Annotated in this window: 14 protein-coding genes; 9 read left to right on the top strand and 5 right to left on the bottom strand. The window is 42.5% G+C overall.

Features of this window, described 5'->3' with window-relative positions; genetic code table 11:
- The first annotated feature begins 209 nt into the window (after positions 1-209).
- The 3 genes from H6G05_RS06090 (at position 210) to H6G05_RS06100 (ending at position 7,154) form a co-directional block, all read left to right on the top strand.
- Positions 210-3,341, top strand: a complete 3,132-nt coding sequence (locus tag H6G05_RS06090) for an efflux RND transporter permease subunit (RefSeq protein ID WP_190577210.1) — start codon at positions 210-212, stop codon at positions 3,339-3,341.
- A 172-nt stretch (positions 3,342-3,513) separates the two neighbouring features.
- Positions 3,514-6,645: an efflux RND transporter permease subunit gene (locus H6G05_RS06095; protein ID WP_190577212.1), complete on the top strand. Its 3,132-nt coding sequence runs from the start codon at positions 3,514-3,516 to the stop codon at positions 6,643-6,645.
- Positions 6,646-6,653: 8 nt separating this feature from the next.
- Positions 6,654-7,154, top strand: coding sequence for a hypothetical protein (locus H6G05_RS06100; RefSeq protein ID WP_190577214.1), 501 nt, complete (start codon positions 6,654-6,656; stop codon positions 7,152-7,154).
- A gap of 185 nt (positions 7,155-7,339) precedes the next feature.
- Here H6G05_RS06100 and H6G05_RS25265 read toward each other — a convergent pair whose 3' ends face one another.
- Positions 7,340-7,489: a hypothetical protein gene (locus tag H6G05_RS25265; RefSeq protein ID WP_242025289.1), complete on the bottom strand. Its 150-nt coding sequence runs from the start codon at positions 7,487-7,489 to the stop codon at positions 7,340-7,342.
- A 25-nt stretch (positions 7,490-7,514) separates the two neighbouring features.
- Here H6G05_RS25265 and H6G05_RS06105 point away from each other — a divergent pair, with 25 nt between their 5' ends.
- Together H6G05_RS06105 and H6G05_RS06110 are read left to right on the top strand one after the other, a co-directional pair.
- Positions 7,515-8,030, top strand: a complete 516-nt coding sequence (locus H6G05_RS06105; protein WP_408962463.1) for a DUF305 domain-containing protein — start codon at positions 7,515-7,517, stop codon at positions 8,028-8,030.
- A 101-nt stretch (positions 8,031-8,131) separates the two neighbouring features.
- The gene (locus tag H6G05_RS06110) at positions 8,132-9,199 is read left to right on the top strand and encodes a F510_1955 family glycosylhydrolase (RefSeq protein WP_242025292.1); all 1,068 of its coding nucleotides are present in this window, start codon (positions 8,132-8,134) and stop codon (positions 9,197-9,199) included.
- A 23-nt stretch (positions 9,200-9,222) separates the two neighbouring features.
- Here H6G05_RS06110 and H6G05_RS06115 read toward each other — a convergent pair whose 3' ends face one another.
- A complete protein-coding gene (locus H6G05_RS06115) occupies positions 9,223-9,696 on the bottom strand; it encodes a hypothetical protein (RefSeq protein ID WP_190577218.1) in 474 nt (157 codons plus the stop codon).
- A 216-nt stretch (positions 9,697-9,912) separates the two neighbouring features.
- On the opposite strand from H6G05_RS06115, the gene H6G05_RS06120 reads away from it, so the two are divergent.
- The 4 genes from H6G05_RS06120 (at position 9,913) to H6G05_RS06135 (ending at position 13,843) form a co-directional block, all read left to right on the top strand.
- Positions 9,913-10,674, top strand: a complete 762-nt coding sequence (locus tag H6G05_RS06120) for a DUF305 domain-containing protein (RefSeq protein ID WP_190577220.1) — start codon at positions 9,913-9,915, stop codon at positions 10,672-10,674.
- Positions 10,675-10,791: 117 nt separating this feature from the next.
- A complete protein-coding gene (locus H6G05_RS06125; protein ID WP_190577222.1) occupies positions 10,792-11,019 on the top strand; it encodes a hypothetical protein in 228 nt (75 codons plus the stop codon).
- 72 nt (positions 11,020-11,091) lie between these two features.
- Positions 11,092-13,326, top strand: coding sequence for a heavy metal translocating P-type ATPase (locus H6G05_RS06130; RefSeq protein ID WP_190577224.1), 2,235 nt, complete (start codon positions 11,092-11,094; stop codon positions 13,324-13,326).
- A 10-nt stretch (positions 13,327-13,336) separates the two neighbouring features.
- Positions 13,337-13,843: a cupredoxin domain-containing protein gene (locus tag H6G05_RS06135; RefSeq protein WP_175358519.1), complete on the top strand. Its 507-nt coding sequence runs from the start codon at positions 13,337-13,339 to the stop codon at positions 13,841-13,843.
- A 34-nt stretch (positions 13,844-13,877) separates the two neighbouring features.
- On the opposite strand, the gene H6G05_RS06140 is transcribed toward H6G05_RS06135, so the two are convergent.
- From H6G05_RS06140 to H6G05_RS06150, 3 genes are all read right to left on the bottom strand, one after another.
- Positions 13,878-15,302, bottom strand: a complete 1,425-nt coding sequence (locus tag H6G05_RS06140) for a TolC family protein (protein ID WP_190577226.1) — start codon at positions 15,300-15,302, stop codon at positions 13,878-13,880.
- A gap of 237 nt (positions 15,303-15,539) precedes the next feature.
- A complete protein-coding gene (locus H6G05_RS06145; protein WP_190577228.1) occupies positions 15,540-16,013 on the bottom strand; it encodes a hypothetical protein in 474 nt (157 codons plus the stop codon).
- A 277-nt stretch (positions 16,014-16,290) separates the two neighbouring features.
- Positions 16,291-17,274, bottom strand: a complete 984-nt coding sequence (locus H6G05_RS06150) for an SDR family NAD(P)-dependent oxidoreductase (RefSeq protein WP_190577238.1) — start codon at positions 17,272-17,274, stop codon at positions 16,291-16,293.
- Positions 17,275-17,319: the final 45 nt, after the last annotated feature.

The raw sequence follows: 17,319 nt of genomic DNA on the forward strand, positions 1-17,319 counted from the left end.
CATAGAGACTTGATTGAAGAGGGTAATGTATCTCTAGTCATTACTTTTATATCTAGTTTGACTTGGCACAATGAAATCAGTATGAAATCTCCTGTTTGCTTACAAACCTTAATAAAGTGAAAGCTAATGATTCAGTTAATTTCATAGTGGCTTCATAATTCTATGAAAGTATGATTTGAGTTCTAATTTGCTGTAATAATTAAATCACCATGCTAAGTTCCATCATTAAATGGGCGATCGCCCGCCGTTGGTTGGTGATTGTCGGTGCGATGATTCTTAGTATTTGGATATTTCGTACTATTGTCCAAATGCCTTTGGATGTGTTTCCCCCCTTTGCACCACCGCAAGTTGAAATTCAAACCGAAGCACCAGGATTAGCGCCCGAAGAAGTGGAATCACTGGTAACTTTGCCCATTGAGAGTGCGATTAATGGTACTGCTGGAGTGAGTGCAGTGCGGTCTTCGAGTGCCGCTAGCATCTCAGTTGTGCGCGTAATTTTTAATTGGGGAACTGATATTTATCAGGCGAGGCAGTTGGTAACGGAGCGATTACAGTCTGCTCGGAGTAAATTGCCAGCATCGATCGAGACTCCGCAAATTGCTCCCATTAGTTCGCCAATCGGCACAATTCTTACCTATGCATTCACATCGAAAAATAATGACTTAATGGAAACTCGGCGACTTGTGGATTGGCAAGTCACTAACCGACTGTTGGCAGTACCAGGAGTAGCACAGGTAATTGTTTTTGGTGGGGATGTGCGTCAATATCAAGTGCTGGTTGCTCCTGAAAAATTACAAGCTTTTAACGTCTCACTGCAAGATGTATCGGATGCAGTGGCGGCGGCAAATGTGAATGCTCCAGGGGGATATTTGATTACGCCCGATCGCGAAAAGTTGATACGTGGCATTGGGCGCATTGAGGATATTGAGGCTCTCAAACAATCAGTAATTAAAGCTCGTAATGGTGTGCCTGTAAGAATTAGCGATATTGCCGATGTAAAAATTGGGGCGGCGGTGAAACGTGGTGATGCCAGTGTCAACACGCAGAAAGCAGTGGTAGCAATCATCAATAAACAGCCGCAAGCGGATACACCCACTGTCACCCGTGCCGTAGAAGCTGCGATGAATGAGTTAAAAGTAGGATTGCCTGCTAGTATTCAAGTGGAAACTACTTTCCGTCAAGAAGCTTACATTGATGCATCAATTGAAAATGTTAAGGAAGCCTTAGTCGAAGGCAGTATTATTGTGGCTCTAGTTTTAATTCCATTTTTGATGAATTGGCGGAACTTAGCCGTATGTTTAGCAGCTTTGCCTTTGTCTTTGTTGATCGGCGTGTTAGCACTCAATTGGCTAGGACAAGGCTTAAACACAATGACCTTGGGTGGTTTAGCGGTGGCGATTGGTTCGGCAGTGGATGATGCGATCGTTGATGCCGAAAATGTGTACCGATGCCTCCGCGAAAATAAACATTCTGATCATCCCCGACCCGTTTTAGAGGTGGTTTTTGATGGCTGTCAGGAAGTGCGCGATTCCGTATTTGGAGCCACGATTATCACAATCGTTGTCTTTTCACCGATCTTTGCGCTCACGGGTGTGGAAGGCAGTATTTTTATTCCGATGGGTTTGGGGTACTTAGCCGCAGTATTAGCATCTAGCTTTGTGGCGCTCACGGTTACACCTGCTCTCTGTGCAATTTTGCTGCCTCACGGACATTTACCTGAACGGGAACCTTGGGTAGCGCGATTTTTCAAAAAACTATATTTACCGCTCATCAAATTTGCGATGCGCCGATCGCAGATAATCATTGCGATCGCGGCGGCAAGCTTACTGATATCAGCGATCGTTGTGCCATCCTTTGGGCGCATCTTTTTACCAGAATTTCAGGAGCAGTCTCTAGTCAATACATTACTGCTCTACCCTGGCTCATCTCTAGAAGCAACTAATAGCGCAGGCTTAGTGCTAGAGAATAAGCTGAAAGACAATCCCAACTTCCGCAATATTCAAGTGCGTTCGGGAAGAGCAGAAGGTGATGCCGATGCCGCAGGGGTAAACTTGGCACATATTGATGTGGAGTTGAGTGAAGCTGGCATGAAAGATCGGAAGGCAAGTATCGATTTATTGCGTCAAGAGTTTGGGAAAGTGATCGGTGCGGCTCCCAATGTGGGTGGATTTATTTCGCACCGCATGGATGAAGTGTTGTCAGGAGTGAGAAGTGCGATCGCTGTCAAAATATTTGGTGCAGATTTAGCGCAACTGCGGATACTTGGACAGCAGGTAAATGATGTGATGCGATCGGTTGAAGGTGTAGTCGATCTGCAACTAGAACCACAAATTCCTGTGGAGCAAGTGCAGATTCAGTTCGATCGCATGGCGGCAGCAAGGTATGGATTAACTGTGGGTAAGCTTTCGGAAACCATTGAAATAGCGCTGAATGGGCTGGTGGTTTCTCAAGTTTTAGAGCAGCAGCAAACTTTTGATCTAGTCGTATGGCTGAAGCCTGAAGCCCGCAAGAGTATAGATACCATCGGTAATTTAATGGTTGATACATCTGATGGCAATAAAATTCCCCTAGCTCAAGTGGCAAAACTAATCGATGGAAAGGGAGCAAATACAATTAACCGCGAGAATGTCTCTCGATTGCTAGTGGTCGCGGCTAATGCACAGGGGCGAGATTTACGTTCTGTAGTGAGTGATATTCAGGCAAAAGTCAAAGAACAGATCCAAATCCCTACGGGTTACTACATTCAATATGCAGGACAATTTGAAGCTGAAGGAAGAGCTTCTCAGAATATTTTGCTGTTTAGCGCGATCGCCTTTGTTGCTATCACCGTAATCATGTATCTTTCGGTGAAATCCGTCGCATCTACAGTGATGATTATGATTAATTTACCTCTGGCATTAGTGGGCGGCGTGATTGCTGTCGCGCTAACGGGAGGAGTTTTGTCGATCGCTTCCCTAGTCGGATTTGTGACCTTGTTTGGGGTTGCTACTCGCAATGGTTTATTGTTAGTCGATAACTACAACACCAAATTTGCATCAGGAATGCCCCTAAGAGATTTGCTGATTCAAGGATCTATGGAACGACTCAACGCGATTCTGATGACCGCATTTACTTCAGCATTAGGATTAGCGCCGCTAGTAATAGCAGGTGGTGCTGGGAAGGAGTTATTACAACCATTATCAATTGTCGTTCTGGGTGGGCTGTTCACATCTACCGCCTTAACTTTGTTAGTATTACCAGCTTTGTACTCTCAATTTTGGAAGTACCTCATACCTACTCAAGTTCAATTAGATACTCAAGGTAAAACTGGTAGCGATCTAGATGGCAGGATTTTAGGGTAAGGATGTGCGGCGCTTCGCGCCATCCTTACCTCTAGATCACCACCGTAAATCTCCAGTCTTGAAAAAGGCAAATGTTTGAATTTTTTATTTGTGATAGCTTGCTCCAGCTAGTTTCACAGTGTTTTCATAATTGTATGTAAGAATCATAATTTAGTTCACCATAATTCAATTCATGCTCAATGCCGTTGTCAAATGGTCGATCGCGCAGCGTTGGCTGGTAGTGATTGCCTCAATCTTAATCTTACTCTGGGGATTTCGGGTACTAACCCAAATGCCCCTAGATGTATTTCCTAACTTTGCGCCGCCACAAGTGGAGATTCAAACTGAGGCGACAGGGCTAGCTCCTGAAGAAGTAGAATCTTTGGTGACACGACCGATTGAGAGTGCCATTAATGGAACCCCTGGTGTAGAAAAGGTACGTTCATCTTCGGCAGTGGGCATTTCGGTTGTGAAAGTAATTTTTACATGGGATACAGATATCTATCGGGCGAGACAATTAGTTACAGAAAGATTACAACAGGCTCAGAGTCAGTTACCTAAAGGCGTTGGTATACCCCAGATTTCTCCGATAAGTTCACCAATTGGGGCGATCGCTAAATATGCCTTCACGATAGAAGAAGGTGGTAAAACTGACTTAATGGAAGTACGGCGAATTGTTGATTGGCAGGTAAAAAATCGATTGTTAGCCGTTTCAGGGGTAACACAGGTTGTAATTTTTGGTGGTGATATTCGTCAGTATCAGGTATTAGTCGATCCAGTTAAATTGCAGCAGTACGATGTGACCTTATCAGCAGTTACCGAAGCAGCCCGAAAAGCAAATGTGAACGCGGCGGGTGGATTCTTGACTAGTCCAGATCGAGAACTCTTGATACGCGGGATTGGACGGATTGAATCAGCAGAACAATTGCAGAAATCGGTAATTAAATCGCAAAAAGGAGTGCCAGTATTACTCAGTCAAGTCGCCGATGTCAGAATTGGTGCAGAGCTAAAGCGGGGAGATGGGAACCTCAATGGCAAAAAATCGGTTGTGGTAATTGTGAACAAACAGCCTAACGCTGATACGCCATCAGTTACCAAAGCCTTAGAAATAGCGATCGCGGAAATTAAACAAGGACTGCCAAGCGATGTAAAAGTCGAAACGACTTTTCGTCAAGAAGAATTTATCGAAGCATCCCTTAAAAATGTCGAGGAATCCTTGCGGGATGGCACGATTATTGTCTCCGTCGTTTTGATTCTATTTTTGATGAATTGGCGCACTGCCATAATTTCCTTGAGTGCGATTCCGATTTCGCTATTGCTAGGGATGATGGTGCTGTCATGGACAGGACAAGGCATCAACACGATGACATTGGGAGGATTAGCGGTCGCGATCGGTTCGGTGGTGGATGATGCGATCGTGGATATGGAAAATGTCTATCGCCGTTTGCGAGAGAATCAACTCGCAGGCACACCAGTACCGCCTTTAGAAGTAGTTTTTAACGGCTCAGTGGAAGTTCGAGTTAGCGTTCTCTTTTCGACTGTGATTATTGCGGTGGTATTTGCGCCAATTTTTGCCTTATCGGGAGTGGAAGGTCGAATTTTTACGCCGATGGGTGTAGCTTATTTGCTCTCGATTGTTGCATCGACGCTAGTAGCACTAACTTTAACTCCTGCTCTTTGTGCCTTGCTTTTGGTAAATCGTCCCTTACCTCCCGATGAGACTTGGTTAGCGCATAAATCTCAACAAATCTATCGTCCTGCTTTAGTCTTCGCCATTCGTCGCCCTAGTATTGTTTTGGGAGTAGCGATCGCGGCTTTGATTGCTTCGATGATTATCTTGCCATCCCTCGGTCGAGTATTTTTACCCGAATTTCAAGAGCGATCGCTAGTTATTTCCACAGTTCTTTATCCTGGGGTTTCACTGGAAACAACCAATCAGGTTAGTTTGGTTGTTGAAGAGCATCTTAAAGATGACAAACATTTCAATGCTTTGCAACTGCGATCGGGACGCGCCCCTGGGGATAGCGATGTCGGAGGTGTAAACTTTGCGGAACTGGATGTAGAACTGAGTGAATCAGGGGTAAAAACACGTGAGGAAAGCGTCGAAATTCTTCGCAAAGAATTTGCAAAAATCCCGGGGGTGGCGGTAAATATTGGCGGCTTTATTTCCCATCGACTTGATGAGGTGCTTTCTGGTGTGCGAAGTGCGATCGCCGTCAAGATCTTTGGTGCTGATTTAGAACAGTTGCGAACCATTGGGCAACAGGTGCAAGCCGCAATGAATAACGTTAATGGCATCGTAGATTTGCAAGTGGAACCACAAGTCCCGATTAAACAATTACAGATTCGATTTGATCGGGATGCTGCATCTCGTTATGGATTGCAAGTCGGCGATTTGGCAGAAACTATTGAAACGGCTCTGAATGGCAATATTGTCTCTCAGGTTTTGGAACAACAGCAGGTATTTGATTTACTAGTGTGGCTAAAAGAAGATTCGCGCAATAATCTGGAAACAATCAGTAATTTATTAGTAGATGTGCCTGATGGCAAGAAAGTTCCACTTTCACAAGTTGCTAAAGTTTCTTTCGGTGAGGGACCTAACACGATTAATCGAGAAAACGTTTCACGTTTGATCGTGGTTTCCGCAAATGTGAATGGTCGAGATTTAGGCTCAGTGATTAAAGATATTCGCGATCGCATTAAGACTCAAGTGCAATTACCCTCTGGTTATTACATCCAATACGGCGGTCAGTTTGAATCTCAAGAACGCGCGACTGAGACTTTATTATTTGCTGGGGCGATCGCCTTTTTTGCCATCACCATCTTGATTTACTTCGCAGTTAAATCTATCCCAGCTACTTTTATGATCATGATTAATCTTCCACTTGCTCTCGTTGGTGGTGTAATATCTGTAGCACTGGGAGGTGGGATTATCTCAGTCGCTTCAATGGTAGGATTTATTACGCTTTTTGGAGTTGCGACTAGAAATGGATTGCTGTTAGTGGATAACTACAACACCAAATTAGCAAAGGGGATGTCCTTACAAACGGTACTAGTGGAAGGTTCCCTAGAGCGCCTTGTTGCGATCCTGATGACCGCCCTCTCTTCAGCCTTGGGCATGGTTCCTCTGGTTATTGGCACTGGCGCAGGCAAAGAGATTCTGCAACCGTTAGCGGTTGTAGTTTTAGGCGGGCTGTTTACTTCGACAGCCCTCACCTTGCTGGTTTTACCAGCTTTATATTCCCAGTTTGGGAAATACATCATTCCCAAATCTAATTTGGATAGACAGGTTGAAGTACTGTCTATCCAAGAATCTATCTCCTAAGGAAATCTATGCGATTATTTCAACCGATTCTTCTCAGTCTGAGTTTGGCTAGTTTAGCTGTACTAGCAGCCTGTAGTAACAGTACCCCAACGACGACAAGCTCAACACCTGCAACTACAGTAGCTAAGTCTGTTGAGACACCTAAAGCTAGTTCTTCTCCTAGCATGACAAAATCTGAAACTAAGAGTGATAATCCTAAAAAGGGAGGACAGGTGATTGAATCAGGAATCTATCATTTAGAGTTAGTTCCAGAGCCTGAAGAGAATGGTATCCATCTTGATTTCTTTCTACAAAAGGGTGACAATCACGAAGCAATTCCTGATGCCAAGGTAACTGCACAGGTACAGCTACCTGATGGCACTCAAAAGAATCTTGATCTAAAATACGATGCCCCTGAAAAGCACTATACAGTAGCGCTATCAGGTAAAGCGGTGGGCGAGTATAAAGTCGCGATTTTGTCAGATATTAAAGGTGAAAAGGTAAACGGGCGATTTAACTTTAAGTTGTAGTCATGTTCTTCTAAAAATAGAGATCAGGAAGGGGAAAACATCTTTCCCCTCTATATTCTTGATATTTAAAATCGAGCTACCTAGAAAATAGCTCGATTTCATCTTGATTTCATTATCTGGCTTTAAACTATTCAGTAACTAAGAAATTTGAGTTCTATGAATTTCACTAAATTGAACATCCTATCTCACAGTTTGAGTCTAGTAGCAATTATCTCGATTGCAACTGGAGCTTTAGCAGCCTGTTCCACAACAACTCCAGAAACATCTGCTTCTACTTCTACTGTTGCGATTAAACCTAGCTCTACGCCTGCGGCTGAGACGTCAATGCCTAGCATGGACAATACGCATAACATGAGCAATATGCATATGACAATGGATTTAGGACCAGCCGATGCTAATTTTGACCTTCGATTTATTGATGGTATGATTCCGCATCACAAAGGTGCAGTTGAAATGGCAAAAGAAGCTCAACAAAAATCACAGCGTCCTGAAATTAAAAAACTAGCCGATGAGATTATTACCGCTCAAGCTAAAGAAATTACTGAACTACAGACTTGGCGCAAACAATGGTATCCCAATGCTAGCAACAAGCCAATGGCACACAATGCTCAAATGGGACATATGATGGAGATGAGCGATGAACAAATGAAAGGCATGATGATGAGCCAAGACTTAGGGGCGAAGGATGCTGAATTTGATCTACGCTTTATCAATGCGATGATTCCTCATCATGAAAGCGCGGTGACGATGGCGAAAGACGCTTTAGCTAAGTCAACCCGTCCCGAAATTAAAAAGCTTGCACAAGATATTATTTCTTCTCAGCAAGCAGAAATCAAACAAATGCAAGAATGGAAGCAAGCTTGGTATAAGAAATAATAGAAATCAGGAGAGGCGGCGCGAAACGCCCCCTCTCCTGATTTCTAAATTCTTTGACGCGCCTAAAATGAGCTTGAAAGTAAACTTGGAGAAAACAGTCAATGAATGATCAGAAGCCAAATAATCATGAAAGCGGAAAATTGAAAGAACCGCAAAATTCCAGTATGTCTGGAATAAAGATGATGATGGCGATGATGATTGCCTGTTGTGCTATTCCAATCGCTTTGATCTTTTTTACAGGAGGCGGTTTAGGCTGGTGGCTAGGACGCTCTAATCAACAAATAGCTAGCAATCAACCAACTAGCCAGCCAAGCACTCCCAAAAAATCGCCAAAGTTAGCTAATAATGTCACCCTAACTCCTGCCCAAAGTTGGCAAGCCGATAACCACATTCATGGTTTAACTATTAATCCTGAAAACCCAAATATTATCTATATTGCTAGCCATAATGGACTGTTGCAACGTGCTGAATCAGGACAATGGTTTTGGGTCGGCAAAGATCGATCAGACTACATGGGCTTTACTGGCGATCGCACTAACTTTCAACGCTTTTACTCTAGTGGACACCCTTCAAGTGGCGGCAATCTTGGTTTCCGTATTAGTGAGAATGGAGGTGAAGACTGGCAGTTTATCGCAATGGAAGGAGTGGATTTTCATGCTTTAGGTATTTCTCCAAGTAATCCCAAAGTTCTTTATGGATGGGCTAGTTCAGGGGCAAAAGGTTTGTTTGTCAGTTCCGATAGCGGCAAAACTTGGACACAACCCAAGATGATAGGACTAACTGACTCCCCATTCGATCTAGTTGTCGATCCTGAGAAACCCGATCGCGTGTTTGCGACCACCCGTTCAGGTATGTATGAGAGCGTAAATCGTGGTGATGACTGGACTGCGATCGGTGAAACTCAAACTGCGCCAATTCTGGCTTTGAATTTGGTCAAGCAAGGTGATCGCACAATTATGTACGGCTATCGCTTTGATAAATTAAATTCTGGTATCTATCTTAGTAATGATGAAGGTAAGACTTGGGAGAAACTTTGGTTAGAAACAGATGGAGTGATCGTCAAGCTAGCTGTTGCTCCTAGCAATTCCCAAATTCTTTATGCTGCTAACGAAAAGAATCAAGTTTTTCAATCTCAAGATGCTGGCAAAACTTGGAAAATATTGAGCTAAGAATAAGTAAAGTTACACTTGATTTACGCAGACTGGGCTGTACTCAACATATAACGTTTAGCCATATATAGAACTAGCGGTGGCAAGATTATCCATTGCAATAGTGGCAGCCAGCTAATGGCAATAACTGGGACGAGGAACACTGAAACGCCGTAAAGTTTAGCAATGTGGATGCGATAAATTTCTGAAATGAGGGTGTATATCCAACCTAGAGCCGTAAATAGTAATGTTGATTTCCAATTATTTCTGAGCATCCATTTGCGCGATCGATATAACCCAGCTACCATCCATCCACTAATCACAGTAATTACTCCATCTCCTACAGTGCAGTGGGTAATGTAGTTAACCTTGTCTGATAGAGAAGACATCGCGTAGAAGTCAAAGTAGGGTGATTCCCAAACTTCATAAACGAAGTGCAGTAAAAAGGCGAATAAAAACAAGTTTGTTTCTGGTGCAGCCAAAATTTGAGCTATCCATTGGTTTATCAGCTTTTTCATCACAATGCTATTTTATCTACAGAATTTTTGCTCAACATTACAGAAAGATTAAAAGTAACCCTCTATTGTACTAAAGAGTAGATTAAATATTGGTTAACAATCATTTTGTTTTGTAATGTAATCAATCAATTTAATTAAATCAATCTGCAAATCAATCACAGGGTTGAAATAATAAAAGAGAACCAGCCTATGTCATTCCTTAACTGAAATAGAATTATGAAAAACAAGTTTTTGATCTACAGCCTAGCAGGGCTTCTTAGTAGTGTTGCTGTGACTGGTTTTGCCGATAGCATACAGGCTCAATCACCGACTACACCTGAAAGTTCTCAACAATCCCGATCAATGCAAGTCGATCAGCATTTTATCGAAATGATGATTCCTCATCACCAAGATGCGATCGCTATGGCTGACCTTGCTTTAACTCGTTCTCAACGCCCAGAAGTTAAAAAAATCGCTGAAGCGATTAAACAAGATCAAACTCGTGAAATTCAGGAAATGCGTACTTGGTATAAACAATGGTACGGCAAAGAAGTTCCTCTAACCTCCATGACTGACATGGGGATGATGGGAAACTCTCCTAAACAAGGTTCTGGCTCTCCCATGATGAATATGGATAAAAACATGATGAGCATGATGAGCGAAGGCTCTCCCATGATGAGCATGGGAAAGGACAGTATGAGTATGAGTTATAACATGATCGCCATGGGACATAGCATGATGAGCATGGGACAGAACATGATGAATATGGGGCATAGCATGATGAGTATGGACATGGATGCGCTCAAGACGGCTTCGGATTTTGATAAGGAATTTGTTCGCCAAATGGTTCCGCATCATCAAATGGCGGTGATGATGGCTCAGATGGCATCGGGACGTACTACTCGTCCAGAAATCCGTACTTTGGCTCAGTCAATCATCAAATCTCAGAATGCTGAAATCATGCAAATGAAGGGATGGCAGCAAGCTTGGAATCGATAATCTAGTAAAGTTAAACGTTCATTTTCAATAGATTAGCACTTACGCAAAAGAACGAACCGTAGGGGCAATTCATTAATTGCCCCTACGGTAAAATAATTAATTTAGAGGATGAATTTAATGAATCTTAAAGAGCCAAGTAATCAGGACAGTAATGAATCGAAAGATTCTGATAAGTCTGGAATGAAGATGATGATGTGGATGATGATCGCCTGTTGTGCTATTCCACTTGCCATCATCTTTTTTACAGGAGGAGGTTTAGGCTGGTGGCTAGGACGCTCTAACCAACAACCATCTAACCCGCAACCAACAATCCAGCCACCCAATTCCCAAAAATCCCTGAATTAGTAATGTTATTCTAGATTTCGCTCAAAATTGCTAAGTCGATAAAATAAAACATTGATTTAAAAAGGATTCAAAATGAGTAAAGTTACACTTAACTTACGTGGAATGCATTGCGCTTCCTGTGCTAATAGTATTCAATCAGCGACTCGTTCTATCTCTGGTGTTGTTAGTAGTAATGTTAATTTTGCCACCGAAGAAGCGGTGGTTGAATTCGATGATCAAAAAACATTTACTTCTGCTATTCAGAAAGTAATTAAGGATATTGGCTATGAAGCGATTCTGCCAGATCAAGTAGATGCCGACTCTGACAAGAAAGCTAGACTGACTGAGAATCAAGACTTAACCCGTAAAGTGTGGGTGGGTGGAGTGATTAGCGTAGTTCTAGTAACTGGCGTGCTGTCCATGATGACAGGGATACAGATCCCTTTGATTCCCGATTGGTTGCACAATCCTTGGTTACAACTTTCTCTGGCTCTGCCCGTGCAGTTTTGGTGCGGTAGTTCCTTTTATACTGGTGCTTGGAAAGCCTTTAAGAATCACACAGCTACGATGGATACATTGATTGCATTAGGAACTCTTGCAGCATTCTCCTATTCACTTACTGTCACCTTCAATCCTAGTTTCTTCATCTCTCAGGGCTTGAATCCTGAAGTTTATTATGAAGTGTCGGTAGTTGTGATTACGTTGATTCTTTTAGGTAAATTATTTGAGAATCGTGCCAAGGGAGAAACTTCGGAGGCAATTCGTAAGTTAATTGGATTGCAAGCAAAGACAGCGCGAGTCTTGCGTGATGGCAAAGAGTCAGACATTCCCATTGAAGATGTGCAAATTAACGATATCGTGCTGGTGCGCCCAGGAGAGAAAATTCCCGTCGATGGTGAGGCGATCGCAGGTAACTCGACAGTCGATGAGTCAATGGTGACAGGCGAAAGTATTCCCATTGAGAAAAAGGTGGGCGATCGCGTAATTGGCGCAACGATGAATAAATCTGGCAGTCTGCAAATCAAAGCGCTTCATCTTGGTAAAGACTCAGTTCTCTCGCAAATTGTGGGACTTGTGAAGGATGCTCAAGGCTCAAAAGCACCGATCCAGAGACTTGCTGACCAAGTGACAGGTTGGTTTGTGCCAGTCGTAATTTCTATTGCGATCGCTACATTTGTAATTTGGTTTGAGATTATGGGCAACATCACCCTAGCCACAATTTCTGCTGTGGGTGTACTGATTATTGCCTGTCCTTGCGCTCTTGGCTTAGCGGCTCCCACTTCGATCATGGTTGGAACTGGTAAAGGCGCAGAAAATGGAATTTTAATTAAAGATGCAGGTAGTTTGGAACTTGCTCATAAAATTCAAACTATTGTTTTAGATAAAACGGGAACTTTGACCGAAGGGAAGCCAGTTGTTACGGATGTCTTTGCCCTTAACAAGAATGATGATGAATTATTGAAATTAGTCGCAGCAATTGAGCGTAATTCGGAACATCCTTTGGCTGAAGCGGTTGTGAACCATGCTAAGCAGGAGAATATTACTATTCCTGAAGTGACTGAGTTTAGCGCGATCGCAGGTAGTGGCGTGCAAGGAAAAGTAAATAACTCATTAGTACAAGTTGGCACAAGGCGATGGATGGATGAATTAGGAATTAACACAAGTGAGTTGCATCAATATCAAGACTCATGGGAAACAGGCGGCAAAACTGTCGTCTTAATCGCGGTTGACAATGTGGCTCGAGGCTTGATTGGTATTGCTGATAAGCTCAAACCTTCATCTCAAACAGCAGTGGCAGATTTGCAGAGAATGAAAATAGAAGTAGTAATGCTGACAGGAGACAATCAATCAACTGCCGAGGCGATCGCTCGTGAGGTTGGGATTAAACGAGTATTTGCGGGAGTTCGACCCGATCAAAAAGTTGCCAAAATCAGAGAACTGCAAGCTGAGGGTAAAGTCGTAGCGATGGTCGGTGATGGCATTAATGACGCTCCTGCCTTAGCTCAAGCTGATGTTGGTTTAGCGATTGGTACAGGAACAGATGTGGCGATCGCGGCTAGTGACATCACTCTAATCTCAGGCGATCTGCAAGGAATTGTGACCGCGATTCAACTCAGTCGAGCTACGATTAGTAATATTCAACAAAATCTGTTCTTTGCTTTTATTTACAATGTCGCAGGAATTCCCATCGCCGCAGGGATTCTTTACCCGTTATTTGGCTGGCTGCTCAATCCAATTATTGCGGGTGGTGCGATGGCGCTTAGCTCTCTCTCTGTCGTCACCAATGCTTTAAGGTTGAGAAATTTTCATCCTTCTTCAATTAAATAAGAGAATAACCATGAAAAAACATCAAGCGATCGCTATTCTAATAAGCATTGGCTTATCCGTTGGTATAGTTTCTAGTATGTCTGCACAGGATATGACAAAGCACAATTCAAGCTCCAAGGGATTTCAACCGATTGAACAACCGATCGCTCTTAAAATTGCGATCGCTGTAGGTGGTTTATCACTAATGGTTACGCAATTATGGTGGTTCCTTTTGAGTAAACCCAAATCGCAACAAGCAGAAATTAGTGATGGCATTCAGGAAGTCACAATCACCGTCGATGGTGGCTATGTACCTTCTTTGGTAACAGTTAAACGCGGTCAGCCCGTTCGATTGCAGTTCGATCGCCGAGATCCAAGTAGTTGTCTAGAGAAAGTTCTCTTCCCTGACTTCCATGTTGCTCAAGACCTAGTTCTTAATCAAACTACACCTGTAGAATTTACGCCGCAAACTGTGGGAATGTTTCAGTTTAGCTGTGGCATGGGGATGTTTCACGGCGCGATCGCTGTGGAGAATTAGTCCAGACAATTTGGAGATTAAGAAATTTTAATTATTATTTGGAAACCTCTTTGGATGAGTTTCTATTGCTTACTGCACGCTGTAAAGCAGCTAGAGCGCGGTTGTAATTAAGAATGGATTTGATACGATTTACTTCTGCACGAGTAAGTTCATTTTCAGCAATGATCACATCAAGCTGAGTAGCTACTTCTGCCTTAAACTGCAAACGGGCTATTTCTAAACCTTCTTTTGCCTGTTTTAACGCAAAATCTGATGTCTTGATATTTTTAGTGTTTGCCTGTAATGTTTTGTAAGCTCGCTCTACTTGAAAGCGAATCTGATTTCGGGTATCAATAAAACGAGTTTCGGCGATCGCCTTATTTGCTTCTTCTTGTTGCGCCCCTGCTAAGGCTGCTCCACCATCAAATAAGTTCCAACGCAATCTAATGCCAACAGCATAGCCATCTACTGTATTGAAGCGATCGCTCAAGTTGTCTCGCACTTGATAGTTGGCAAATAGACCAATTTGGGGCTGCGTTTCGCTAAGCGCAATAGTGCGTTGCTGTTCGCTAATTTGACGTTGTGAAAGTTGTTGCTCTAATTCGGGACGATTTTTAAAAGCGAGAATGATGCTCTCTTCAAGGGATTGTTGCCACTGTCCTTGTGCCTGCACTGGATCGGAGGCTGTGAAATCAATAGATTGTACTAAACCGAGTAGTGGCAATAATTGACGACGTGCAATTTCTAAAGCGCTCTGTGCTTGAACAAATTCTTGTTCAGCATTAGCCAGTTGAACTCTTGATTTGAGAATGTCGTATTTTGAAACCCTGCCTCCTTTTTCTAATGCTTCAGCGTCAACCAGACTTTTTTGAGCATTTTGGGTTGCTGCTTGGGTAATTCTTACTTGCTCCGCAGTTTCCTGTAGATCGTAGTAAGCATTAGATATCTCTAGTCGAACTTGCTCTTTTAGTCGGGTTACTTCTAATTGGTCAGAGCGCACTAATGCTTCAGCGGCAGAAATCTTTGCAGATCGTCTTCCGCCATTAAATAGGTCATAGCTCAATTCGAGCTTACCTGTAAGCAGGTTTCCTGTTTGCTCAACCTCACCTTTTTTCAACTCATCAAGAGTATCTTTCGCATCTCGTTCGTTTGCAAATTCTGTTTCTAAATTAAGAGTAGGGAGTTGGGTTGCTTGGACTTGCCTTAATGCAGCTTCACTACGTTGAAGTGTACGTTCAGCAATCTGTAATTCACGGTTATGTTCTTGGGCTATTTGGATTGCTTGTTCTAAGGTAATTGGCTGTACAATTTGTAGCTTGACCTCTTCAGGCTTTGTTGGTAACTGTAAGGGATCAACTTTCTGATCTAGCTTAATTGGCTCTAGATATCCCTGACCATCAGAGCTTTTAGGGGGTAATGGGGAATTAGTTATCGAAGGCTCAGCAGTAATTTCTCTTACCCAGAATAAAGAAAATGTCATACTAGTGCTAATCCCAATAAGAGCAGCGATCGCAAAGCATTCTAGGGAGAATATTGGTTTTTTAATGTGTTGATGCAAGATTCAGTTATCCTAACTCAGTCTGTATTTGCTTATAACTATTTAGCTAATAGCTTGACAATAAATTAAGAAAATGAAGCCATGATGAAATTGCCTAAAAAAAGTCGATTTTGTCTTGTAATTTCCCGATCAATGAAGTTATCTGAAGGTAAATATTGTTTATCTCTCTTGCCCGTAGCCCAACATATGACGTTTAGCCATATATAAAATCAGAGGTGGCAGGATTATCCATTGTAGAAGTGGCAGCCAGCTAATATTAATAACTGGCACGATTAGCATGGAAACGCCGTAAAGCTTAGCAATACGAACGCGGTAAATCTCCGAAATGAGGGTATATATCCACCCTAGAGCCGTAAATAGCAATGTTGATTTCCAAGTATTTCTGAGTATCCATTTGCGCGATCGACATAACCCAGCTACCATCCATCCGCTAATCACAGTAATTACTCCATCTCCTATAGTGCAGTGAGTAATGTAGTTTACCTTATCTGACAAAGAAGGCATTGCGTAGAAATCAAAGTAAGGTGATTCCCAAACTTCATAGATAAAGTGCAGTAAAAAGGCAAATAAAAATAAATTTGTTTCAGGTGCCGCTAAAATTCGATCTATCCATTGGGTTAATAACTTTTTCATTGCAAGTCTATTGGTTTGAACTATTTACTTTGAAATTCAAGATGGAGTTTGATGATTGTTGATAAAATTAATTAATTATCATCAAGTGATAATTAATTAATATTAAGTGGAAAGAAGAGCTAGTTTTTTGAGTTTTGAGAATCAATCTCCAATAGCATAGCAGTGCTTTCAGAGATTGATTTACATAGAGGTCTTGAACCGTTTTACTGCCGATCTAAAATCAAGCCTCAATTTGTATCGTGAAGCCGAAAGCTAATCCCATGATTTAGGATTATATTCAAATTTTCGGAGACTTAAGAATTGCTAAAAGGATTAACCACCATGGAACTCGGAGAGATGGAATTAACTTGGCTCTAGATTTAAGTATCGGTAAACCTTGTGGCAATAAAAATCTGAGGGAGCGTAACGAAGCAGGGCAATGACCATATTCATCAACTACTCCGTAATAATTTGCTAGTTCCGCCACAATTTGAACTTTACCATTTCTCTGCATCAGGTTCGAGTCATTACATAGGGCCGCAATAACTCTACCGACAAACAAAGGAGTTTCCCAATTAAACTTATCAGCGATCGCCGTAACATCGACATTGTTATCAGCACTTTCAAAGTTTGCGTCCGCCAACTGATGAAAATTTTCAGTGCCGACAATCCCCGTCCAAAGCGAAATTGAAGCAACATTAAACGGCTTTAATTCGACAGCCATATCAGCCGCAAGTCGATCGCAAGCCGATTTACCAGTACCATAGGCAACGCCAAAGATAGGAGCTAATCCACCCCAAGAAGAAATCGTCACGATCAAACCTTGTTTGCGCTGGGTCATCATCTTCGCGGCAAAATGACTTGCCATATAGTGACTTCGCAAACCGACTTGATTGCAAGCATCCCAAAGACTCAGATCTGCTTCCCAAAAAGGTTTACCCTTAGCAGCAATTAGCGATCGCACCCCACCGAAAGCATTATTCACTAATAGATCCAATTGTCCATTTTGTTCCCGATCAATTTGCTCAAATAGAGATTTAACCTGTCGATCGTCACTGTGATCAACGGGAACTGCAATACAAATTCCACCCGCCTTTTCTACTGCGACTTTAGTTTCTAGTAAGCTTCCCGAGCTAGTTTCTGTAGAATTTGTCTGATGCACACTGCGCCCCGTGGTATAAACCAGTGCACCAGATTCGCCTAAACCAATAGCAATACCTTTGCCAATTCCCCGTGAAGCCCCTGTTACCAAGGCAATTTTCCCTTTTAAATTTCCTACCATGCAAAAGCCTCTCTATTTTGCGAACCACTTTCCAATTATCGCTTA

Source organism: Phormidium tenue FACHB-1050 (genome assembly GCF_014696925.1).
Classification (GTDB): Bacteria; Cyanobacteriota; Cyanobacteriia; order Pseudanabaenales; family Pseudanabaenaceae; genus Pseudanabaena.

Excerpts from the sequence above, each read along its gene's own strand:
- H6G05_RS06110 (WP_242025292.1), top strand. The coding sequence starts at position 8,132 with ATGAATGATCAGAAGCCAAATAATCATGAAAGCGGAAAATTGAAAGAA.
- H6G05_RS06120 (WP_190577220.1), top strand. The coding sequence starts at position 9,913 with ATGAAAAACAAGTTTTTGATCTACAGCCTAGCAGGGCTTCTTAGTAGT.
- H6G05_RS06125 (WP_190577222.1), top strand. The coding sequence starts at position 10,792 with ATGAATCTTAAAGAGCCAAGTAATCAGGACAGTAATGAATCGAAAGAT.
- H6G05_RS06105 (WP_408962463.1), top strand. The coding sequence starts at position 7,515 with ATGCATATGACAATGGATTTAGGACCAGCCGATGCTAATTTTGACCTT.
- H6G05_RS25265 (WP_242025289.1), bottom strand. The coding sequence starts at position 7,489 with ATGCTAGGCATTGACGTCTCAGCCGCAGGCGTAGAGCTAGGTTTAATC.
- H6G05_RS06140 (WP_190577226.1), bottom strand. The coding sequence starts at position 15,302 with ATGACATTTTCTTTATTCTGGGTAAGAGAAATTACTGCTGAGCCTTCG.
- H6G05_RS06090 (WP_190577210.1), top strand. The coding sequence starts at position 210 with ATGCTAAGTTCCATCATTAAATGGGCGATCGCCCGCCGTTGGTTGGTG.
- H6G05_RS06145 (WP_190577228.1), bottom strand. The coding sequence starts at position 16,013 with ATGAAAAAGTTATTAACCCAATGGATAGATCGAATTTTAGCGGCACCT.
- H6G05_RS06100 (WP_190577214.1), top strand. The coding sequence starts at position 6,654 with ATGCGATTATTTCAACCGATTCTTCTCAGTCTGAGTTTGGCTAGTTTA.
- H6G05_RS06150 (WP_190577238.1), bottom strand. The coding sequence starts at position 17,274 with ATGGTAGGAAATTTAAAAGGGAAAATTGCCTTGGTAACAGGGGCTTCA.
- H6G05_RS06095 (WP_190577212.1), top strand. The coding sequence starts at position 3,514 with ATGCTCAATGCCGTTGTCAAATGGTCGATCGCGCAGCGTTGGCTGGTA.
- H6G05_RS06115 (WP_190577218.1), bottom strand. The coding sequence starts at position 9,696 with ATGAAAAAGCTGATAAACCAATGGATAGCTCAAATTTTGGCTGCACCA.
- H6G05_RS06135 (WP_175358519.1), top strand. The coding sequence starts at position 13,337 with ATGAAAAAACATCAAGCGATCGCTATTCTAATAAGCATTGGCTTATCC.
- H6G05_RS06130 (WP_190577224.1), top strand. The coding sequence starts at position 11,092 with ATGAGTAAAGTTACACTTAACTTACGTGGAATGCATTGCGCTTCCTGT.